6 protein-coding genes are annotated in these 7,911 nt (G+C 60.0%); all 6 read left to right on the forward strand.

Translation table 11 applies throughout. From position 1 onward, the window contains the following. Nucleotides 1-28: 28 nt before the first annotated feature. The 6 genes from WD429_RS04400 (at nucleotide 29) to WD429_RS04425 (ending at nucleotide 7,751) form a co-directional block, all read left to right on the forward strand. Nucleotides 29-1,441 (forward strand): sigma-54 interaction domain-containing protein, encoded by a 1,413-nt coding sequence (locus WD429_RS04400; protein ID WP_368420963.1) that lies wholly within the window; start codon nucleotides 29-31, stop codon nucleotides 1,439-1,441. A gap of 282 nt (nucleotides 1,442-1,723) precedes the next feature. Next, nucleotides 1,724-2,809 (forward strand): TRAP transporter substrate-binding protein, encoded by a 1,086-nt coding sequence (locus WD429_RS04405; RefSeq protein ID WP_368420958.1) that lies wholly within the window; start codon nucleotides 1,724-1,726, stop codon nucleotides 2,807-2,809. A 104-nt stretch (nucleotides 2,810-2,913) separates the two neighbouring features. Then, complete coding sequence (locus WD429_RS04410) at nucleotides 2,914-3,501, forward strand: TRAP transporter small permease subunit (protein ID WP_368420959.1); 588 nt, start codon at nucleotides 2,914-2,916, stop codon at nucleotides 3,499-3,501. An 18-nt stretch (nucleotides 3,502-3,519) separates the two neighbouring features. Continuing rightward, nucleotides 3,520-4,890, forward strand: a complete 1,371-nt coding sequence (locus WD429_RS04415) for a TRAP transporter large permease subunit (protein WP_368420960.1) — start codon at nucleotides 3,520-3,522, stop codon at nucleotides 4,888-4,890. Nucleotides 4,891-4,963: 73 nt separating this feature from the next. Further along, on the forward strand, nucleotides 4,964-5,743 hold the full coding sequence (locus WD429_RS04420; RefSeq protein ID WP_368420961.1) for a 3-hydroxybutyrate dehydrogenase: 780 nt from the start codon (nucleotides 4,964-4,966) through the stop codon (nucleotides 5,741-5,743). A 16-nt stretch (nucleotides 5,744-5,759) separates the two neighbouring features. Continuing rightward, the gene (locus WD429_RS04425; protein ID WP_368420962.1) at nucleotides 5,760-7,751 is read left to right on the forward strand and encodes an acetoacetate--CoA ligase; all 1,992 of its coding nucleotides are present in this window, start codon (nucleotides 5,760-5,762) and stop codon (nucleotides 7,749-7,751) included. The last annotated feature ends 160 nt before the right edge of the window (nucleotides 7,752-7,911 follow it).

Here is a 7,911-nt window from a genome sequence, read left to right on the forward strand (position 1 = left end):
GCATGATCTTTCTGGCGGTAACCGCACCATGACACAGCTATTCACCCACAATAAAAAGAATGGCCTGACCCGGGAGCTGATCGAAGCCCTGTTTCCGATGTTCGAGCAAGCCAGCGCCGGTGCCATCGCCGTCGATCACGCCAGCCGTATCACCTGGATCAACGCCAGTTACGCCCAGCTTCTGGGGCTGGCGGACCCTTCGATGGTGATTGGCCGCCTGGTGCGGGACGTGATCCCCCATACCCGCATGCCGGAAGTGGTCGAAACCGGAAAACCCCTGTTGCTGGATATTATGGAGCACCAGCAACAGCAGTTGGTGGTCACCCGGCTACCTTATTACGATGACAGCGGTGATATTGTCGGCGCGGTGGCGTTCGTCCTGTACGACGACCTGCAACCCCTGACGCCGCTGGTCAGTAAATACCGACGCCTGCATCAGGACCTGGCGGCCGCTCGCAAGGCCCTGGCGAAGAAAGCCCGGGGCACCCGCTACAGCCTTGGCGATTTTGTCGGTGCCAGCCCGGCGGCGCTGGAGGTCAAGCGTCGTGCCCGGCTGGCGGCCGGCCGCGACATGCCGGTGCTTCTGTTGGGTGAAACCGGCACCGGCAAGGAAGTGTTGGCCCAGGCCATCCATTCGGTATCTGGCCGTGCGGAAAAGCCGTTTGTCGGCGTCAACGTGGCGGCCATCCCCGAGAATCTGCTGGAAGCGGAATTCTTCGGTGTCGCCCCCGGTGCCTACACCGGTGCCGATCGCCGCACCCGCGACGGCAAGTTCCAATTGGCCAATGGCGGCACTCTGTTTCTTGACGAGGTGGGGGACATGCCATTGGCGCTTCAGGCCAAACTGTTGCGGGCACTGCAGGAAGGGGAAATCGAACCGCTGGGGTCCAACAAGGTGGCGTCGGTGGATGTGCGTGTTATTGCGGCGACCAGCCGCAACCTGGAATCGATGATGGCGGAGGGCACCTTCCGGTCGGATCTTTACTATCGGCTCAACGTATTGGAAATCCCCATTCCGCCGTTGAGGGAACGGCTGGCGGACCTGGGCGTGTTGTGCGAAGCGCTTCTCGAAGACATCGGTGACGGTCTCGATGTCCGTGGTGAGATCACCGACGCCGGGGTTTCTGCCCTGGGTGGCTATGATTGGCCCGGCAACATCCGTGAACTCAGAAATGTGTTGGAGCGGGCACTGACCATGGGCGAGGAAAACGGCCTGCTGGACGCCGATGCCATTTTCAAAGTGTTGCCCCGCAACGGCTCCAGGCCCCAGCCATATTTGTCACCGCGACCGGTTCGACCGTTGACCCAGGTCATGGCCGAGGCGGAAGCCCAGGCCATCGAAGCCGCCTTGGTGGCCTGCCGTGGTAACCGCACCCAGACGGCGAAGCTGCTGGGCATCTCCCGATCAGTGCTTTACGAAAAGCTCACCAAGATGTCCTGATCTCCGGACAATTGTACGGATATCCGTACAATTCCTTACGACATAGGTCTCAATTTGTCCTGATTTCCGGACAACTTGCGCTTGCCTGCTCTCCTGTTGTTATTTTATCTATTTGATTTTTATGATTTTTGTTTTACTGGCATGACACCTGCTATCTCAAGCGTGCAGGACGTCAGAACAATCCAGACAACAAAACTGACCCTCATCGTTGGACCCGAAGATTCAGTGGTTTTGTTTTCTGTTTTTCTGACGTTAAAGACAACAAAAAGAAGGATTCTCTTCATGTCGATTAAGCAAAAACTCTCGCGTTTGAGTGTCGGCGTTGCCGCGGCCGCGGTCATGTCCGGCAGCATGATCAGCACCCAGGCAATGGCTGCGGAAAAAGTCCGCTGGCAGGTACCGCTGGCTTTCCCTTCCCATTTGGTCGGCCTCACCACCCCGGTCAAACATCTCTCAGAGAGCCTGAAAGCGATCTCCGGTGGTGACATGCAACTGCGTTACTACGAGCCGGGTGAGCTGGTGCCTCCGTTTGAGATCATGGACTCCGTCAGCGAGGGCAAATACCCGGCGGGCTACACCTGGGTTGGCTACGATCAGGGCACCATTCCGGCCCTGCCTCTCTATTCGGGTGCACCGTTCAACATGGAACCGCCGGCCTATCTGGCGTGGTACTACGAAGGCGATGGCAAAGCATTGCTCGAAGAGATCTATGACGAGCGCAACATCCATCCGATGCTGTGCAGCATTATCGGGCCCGAAGGTGCGGGCTGGTTCGCTGACCCCATCAACAACCTGGAAGACTTCGATGGCCTGAAAATCCGCTTTGCCGGCATTGGCGGCAAAGTGCTGGAGAAGCTGGGCGCTTCGGTGACCATGATTCCGGGCGGCGAGATTTATCAGTCGCTGGAGCGTGGCACCATCGACGCCACCGAATTCTCCCAGCCTGCCATCGACAAGATGCTGGGCCTCGACCAGATCATCAAGAACTACATCATGCCGGGCTGGCACCAGACCCTGACCACGTCACACCTGTTGGTCAACAAGGACGTCTGGAACGATCTTGAGCCCGAGAGCCGTGCCCTGATCGAAATGGGTTGCGAATCCGCGACGCTGAAAGGCTTCGCCCAGAGCGAATTTGCCCAGCCCACCGCGCTGCGTGATTACGAAGGCGAAGGCGTCAACGCCCAGACCCTGCCGGAGCCAGTGCTGCGTGAACTCGAGAAAGCCACCAACGAGGTGCTGGACGAGATCGCGGAAGAGGATGAAATGTTCAGCCGTGTGCTCGCCAGTCAGCGGGAGTTCATGGAGCATCATTCCATCTGGCACACCAATGGCTACCTGCCACGGGATTTCTATCAGTACGACTGATCTGAACCCGATTGCCTGAAACAGGCACCACCGCGGTGGTGCCTGTCATTCCTACCCGTTGATTCCCCGAGGTTCCCGTGACGGAAACGCACGATAATCATGATGTGCCTGTACCGCAGCCGGCCACTGACGATCTGCCCTACAACCGTGTGTCCTGGCAACTGGACCGGTTTGTGGTCGCCATCGGCAAGATCAGCTCCTGGCTGTGGTTGGGTGTTTTGCTGGTTGTATTGGCGAATGTGTTCGCACGCTTCGTCCTGAATGCGGGCTCTGTCGCCCTGGAAGAGCTGTCCTGGCACCTGTTTGGCGCAGCGATGATGCTGACGCTCGCCTACGCGGTGGTCCGGGATGACCACGTCCGGGTTGATGTGCTCCATGAAAAATTTTCCCCGAAGGCGAAAGCCGTGGTTGAACTGGTCGGGCTGGTGGCGCTTGCCCTGCCGATTGTCTACCTGATGATCGAGGTTCTGGTTCCCTACGCCTACAAAGCCTATGAGCTCAATGAGCGCTCCCAGGCTCCCAGTGGTCTGCCGTATCGGTTCATTTTTAAAAGTGTGCTGCCCCTCTCGCTGATGCTGGTGTGGCTGGCGATGTTCTCCCGGGTATTGCGCTGTACCACGCTGCTTTTCCGTTTTCCGCGGGAAATCCACATTCCCCGTGATGACCGCAATGGCGGCCATCCGCACCCCTGATCAAGAGGCAAAGACGTCATGGGTTTGGAAGCAATTCTTGTTACCGCCATGTTTGCCAGCTTTATGCTGTTGCTGCTGCTGGGTTTTCCGGTGGCCTGGTCACTCGCTGGCATCGGGCTGGTGTTCGGTGGCGTTGGTTTTGTACTGGTCGAGTATTTCGACGCCGATCTCTGGTTCACCTGGAACGGTACGATTGGTGCGCTGGACGCCCGGCTGTTTGGGGTGGTCGCCAATGAGCTGATGGTGGCGCTGCCACTGTTTATTTTCATGGGCATCATGCTGGACCGGTCCGGCATCGCCGAGAAACTGATGCACAGCCTGGTGCGGGTGCTCGGCCCCCTGCGCGGCGGCTATGCGATTACCGTGGTGCTTGTCGGCGTTCTGCTGGCCGCCTCAACGGGCATCGTCGGAGCCTCGGTGGTGCTGCTGGGCATGCTTTCGCTTGGGCCGATGATGCAGGCGAACTACAACAAATCACTGGCTGTAGGTACCGCCTGTTCGGTGGGAACGCTGGGCATCCTGGTGCCGCCCAGTATCATGCTGGTGCTGATGGCCGACCGCCTGGGTACGTCCGATGCCTCGGTTGGCAAGCTGTTCATGGGCGCGCTGATACCCGGCGTTATGTTGGGCGCTATGTACATCCTGTACATTGTGATCGCGTCCTGGATCAAGAAAGATTTGGCCCCGGCCCCCCAGAACCGTCAGCCGCTGGATCGCCGTGCCGTGCTGGATCTGTTTTTGGCCGTGGTGCCACCGATGGCGCTGATTATGGCGGTGCTGGGCTCCATCTTCTTCGGCATTGCCACCACCACCGAGGCGTCAGCAGTCGGTGCCGCCGGTGCTTTGTTGATGGCGGTCCTGAGTCGTCGTCTGGATATGACGGTGCTCAGGGAATCGCTCTACCAGACCAGCCGCACCACGGCGTTTATTTTCGGTATTTTTATCGGTGCCACGGTGTTTGCCGCCGTGCTGAGAGGGCTGGGCGGGGACGATGTTATCCGCGAGGCGATCACCAGCCTGCCATTCGGCACCACCGGTGTGTTGCTGACCATTCTGTTCATCACCTTTCTGCTGGGATTCTTCCTGGACTGGGTGGAAATCACCCTGATCATCCTGCCACTGGTGGCACCGGTGATCTTTTCCATGGGTGTAGAACCGGTGTGGTTCGCCGTTATGTTCGCCATTTGCCTGCAGACATCTTTCCTGACGCCGCCGGTTGGCTTCTCCCTGTTCTACATTAAAGGGGTGTGCCCTCCCGGCATCACCACGCGGGATATCTATCTCGGCGTGCTGCCGTTCATTGGGCTGCAGTTGCTGGGGCTGGCGTTGGTGTTCTGGTTTGAGCCACTGGCGACCTGGCTGCCGAATGAAGTATACGGTGGGCCCTAGTCCGCCACTTTGCTGACCAGCGCCAAACAACGATTCAGATTAACACGACAGATAACAACAAGGAGCCGACGCCATGCGTCTCAACAACAAAGTTGCCCTTATTACCGGAGCTGGCCGCGGCATTGGCCGCGCCATTGCCGAACACTATGCCCGTGAAGGTGCCCGGGTTGCGGTGGCGGATCTGGATCTTGCCAGCGCACAGGAGGCCGTTGATGCCATCCAGTCAGCCGGTGGTTCAGCCATGCCGCTGGCGATGGATGTCACCGACGAACACGCCGTGGATAGCGGAATGAACGCTGTGGTCGAGCGCTGGGGCGGCCTGGATATTGCCGTGGCGAACGCCGGTATCCAGCATATCGACCCTTTGCACAAGTTGTCCTACGCCAATTGGAGCAAGGTGATGGGTGTGCATCTGGACGGCGCTTTCCTGCTGACCCGGGCCGCGCTGCGGGCGATGTATGCCAGTGGCGGTGGCACCATGCTGTACATGGGCTCGGTGCACTCCCTGGAGGCTTCCCCGCTCAAGGCTCCCTATGTAGCAGCCAAACACGGTATGCTGGGGTTGTGCCGGGCAGTTGCGAAAGAAGGGGCTGAACATGGCGTTCGCAGTAATATTATCTGCCCGGGCTTTGTACGCACACCGCTGGTGGACAAGCAGATCCCGGAGCAGGCGAGGGAGTTGGGTATCTCCGAGGAAGACGTCATCAGCAAAGTCATGCTGAAAAGCACCGTGGACGGGGAGTTCACGACGGTGGACGATGTCTCCGAACTGGCCGTGCACCTGGCTGCCTTCCCGTCCGCCGCCTTGACCGGCCAGTCCATCGTGGTCAGCCACGGCTGGCACATGCAGTAAGTTACAGGAGAGACGGATGAGCAACACAGAACAGTCACCGGTGGTCTGGTCTCCTTCGGAAGACACCCTGACCAACTGCCAGATGGCTCGCTTCAAAACCTGGCTGGAAGACCAGGGTTTCGGCCCCTTTGCTGATTACCACGCCCTGCACCAGTGGTCCATCGACGACCTGAGTACCTTCTGGGCAAAGGTGTGGGACTATTGCGGTCTGGTCAGTGAGACACCGGCGGACCGGGTTCTGGGCCGTCGTGATATGCCCGGTGCCGAATGGTTTCCCGGTATGACCGTGAATTTTGCCGCCAATCTGCTGCGCCTGGCCGATGGTGAGCAGGCGCAGAGCGAAGCCGTCGTGGCCTACTGCGAAACCCGGCCCGTGTTGCGCCGTAGCTATGCCGAGCTAAAGGCTGACACCGGTGCCCTGGAAGCCTTCCTGCGAGATCAAGGCGTCCAGCAGGGTGATCGCGTGGCAGGCGTGGTCACCAATGGCTACGAAGCCATGGTGGGCATGCTGGCGGCCACCAGCCTGGGGGCTATCTGGAGTTCCGCGTCACCCGATTTCGGCGTGGGTGCGATCCTGGATCGTTTCGGCCAGATTGAGCCATCCGCCCTGATCGCGGTCAACGGCTATGGCTACGGGGGTAAAGTGTTCGCGCGTCAGGACGACTTTGCCGAACTGATCGCCGGCCTGCCTACCCTGAAGTGCGTGGTCAGTGTCCCGCAGTTACCGGATCAACCTCCGATCTCCGGCGACCGGGTTACCACCTGGGGCGACGCCCTGGCATTCGGTGCCGGCCAGTCCCCCTCGTTTACACCGCTGCCCCCGGATCATCCGGTCTACATTCTGTATTCCTCCGGTACTACCGGCAAACCCAAATGCATCGTCCACGGGGCGGCCGGCCTGTTGGTCAATCATGCCAAGGAGCTGATGCTGCACGGCGATGTGGGGCCGGAAGACCGCTTTCTCTACTTCACCACCTGCGGCTGGATGATGTGGAACTGGCAGGCCTCTGCGCTGCTGACCGGTGCTGCGGTTATCACCGTGGACGGCTCCCCCGGCTACCCAACCCTGAACGCCCTGTGGGACACCATCGCTGGCGAAAAGGTCAGCCATTTCGGCACCAGCGCCCGCTTCCTGGCCGGCTGCCGCAAAGCCGAACTCAAGCCCGCTGACACGCTCGACCTGAGCGCGCTGCGCGTGCTGTTCTCCACCGGCTCCCCGCTGTTACCGGAAGATTACGACTGGGTCTACCGCGACGGTGCTCCCGGGGTATTGCTGGGCTCCATCGCTGGCGGTACCGATATCTGCGGTTGCTTCGTGGGTGCCACCCCGCTACTGCCGGTGCGCCGTGGCGAAATCCAGTGCCGCTTCCTGGGTGTCGACGCCGTCGCCTACAGTGACGATGGCAAGCCGGTCAGCGACGGCCGCGGCGAGCTGGTCTGCCGCCAGCCGTTACCCTCTATGCCGGTGTGCTTCTGGGACGACGCCGATGGCGAACGCTATCGCAGCGCCTACTTCGACACCTTTCCGGGCGTGTGGGCTCACGGTGATTTCATCGAATTCACCGAACATGGCGGCGCAGTTATCTATGGCCGCTCAGACGCCACTCTCAACCCGGGTGGTGTGAGAATTGGCACCGCCGAAATCTATCGTCAGGTCGAAACCGAAGCCGCCGTCAAAGACAGCCTGGTCATCGGTCGGCAGATCGACGGTGACGTGGAAGTGGTGTTGCTGGTGGTCCCGGCTGATGGCGAACCCCTTGGGGAGGCGTTGATCAAACGCCTGAAAATCCGTATCCGCGAAGGGGCCAGCCCCCGACACGTGCCCAAGCACGTGATCACCGTGCCGGACATTCCCTATACCCGCAGTGGCAAGAAAGTGGAGCTGGCGGTGGCCCGGCTGATCAACGGCTCCGCCCGCAGCGACAACCGCGATGCCATGGCGAATCCGGAAGCGCTGGATCAGATCCGCCGGTGCCTGGCGGAGGCAGATTTGCTGCCAAAGGCGTAACCGTAGGTCGGATTAGCCGCAGTCGTAATCCGACAGCGGTGCTGACAGGGAGTTGATTTGTCGGATTACGCCTGCGGCTAATCCGACCTACGGTGCCAGAATGGCAACGTAATAATAATGATGTACCAAGGAGTGTGGTCGGGGGGGGGGGGGGGGGGGG

The sequence above is a fragment of the Marinobacter sp. genome (assembly GCF_040904845.1).
GTDB lineage: Bacteria > Pseudomonadota > Gammaproteobacteria > Pseudomonadales > Oleiphilaceae > Marinobacter.

Excerpts from the sequence above, each read along its gene's own strand:
- WD429_RS04400 (WP_368420963.1), top strand. The coding sequence starts at position 29 with ATGACACAGCTATTCACCCACAATAAAAAGAATGGCCTGACCCGGGAG.
- WD429_RS04405 (WP_368420958.1), top strand. The coding sequence starts at position 1,724 with ATGTCGATTAAGCAAAAACTCTCGCGTTTGAGTGTCGGCGTTGCCGCG.
- WD429_RS04415 (WP_368420960.1), top strand. The coding sequence starts at position 3,520 with ATGGGTTTGGAAGCAATTCTTGTTACCGCCATGTTTGCCAGCTTTATG.
- WD429_RS04420 (WP_368420961.1), top strand. The coding sequence starts at position 4,964 with ATGCGTCTCAACAACAAAGTTGCCCTTATTACCGGAGCTGGCCGCGGC.
- WD429_RS04425 (WP_368420962.1), top strand. The coding sequence starts at position 5,760 with ATGAGCAACACAGAACAGTCACCGGTGGTCTGGTCTCCTTCGGAAGAC.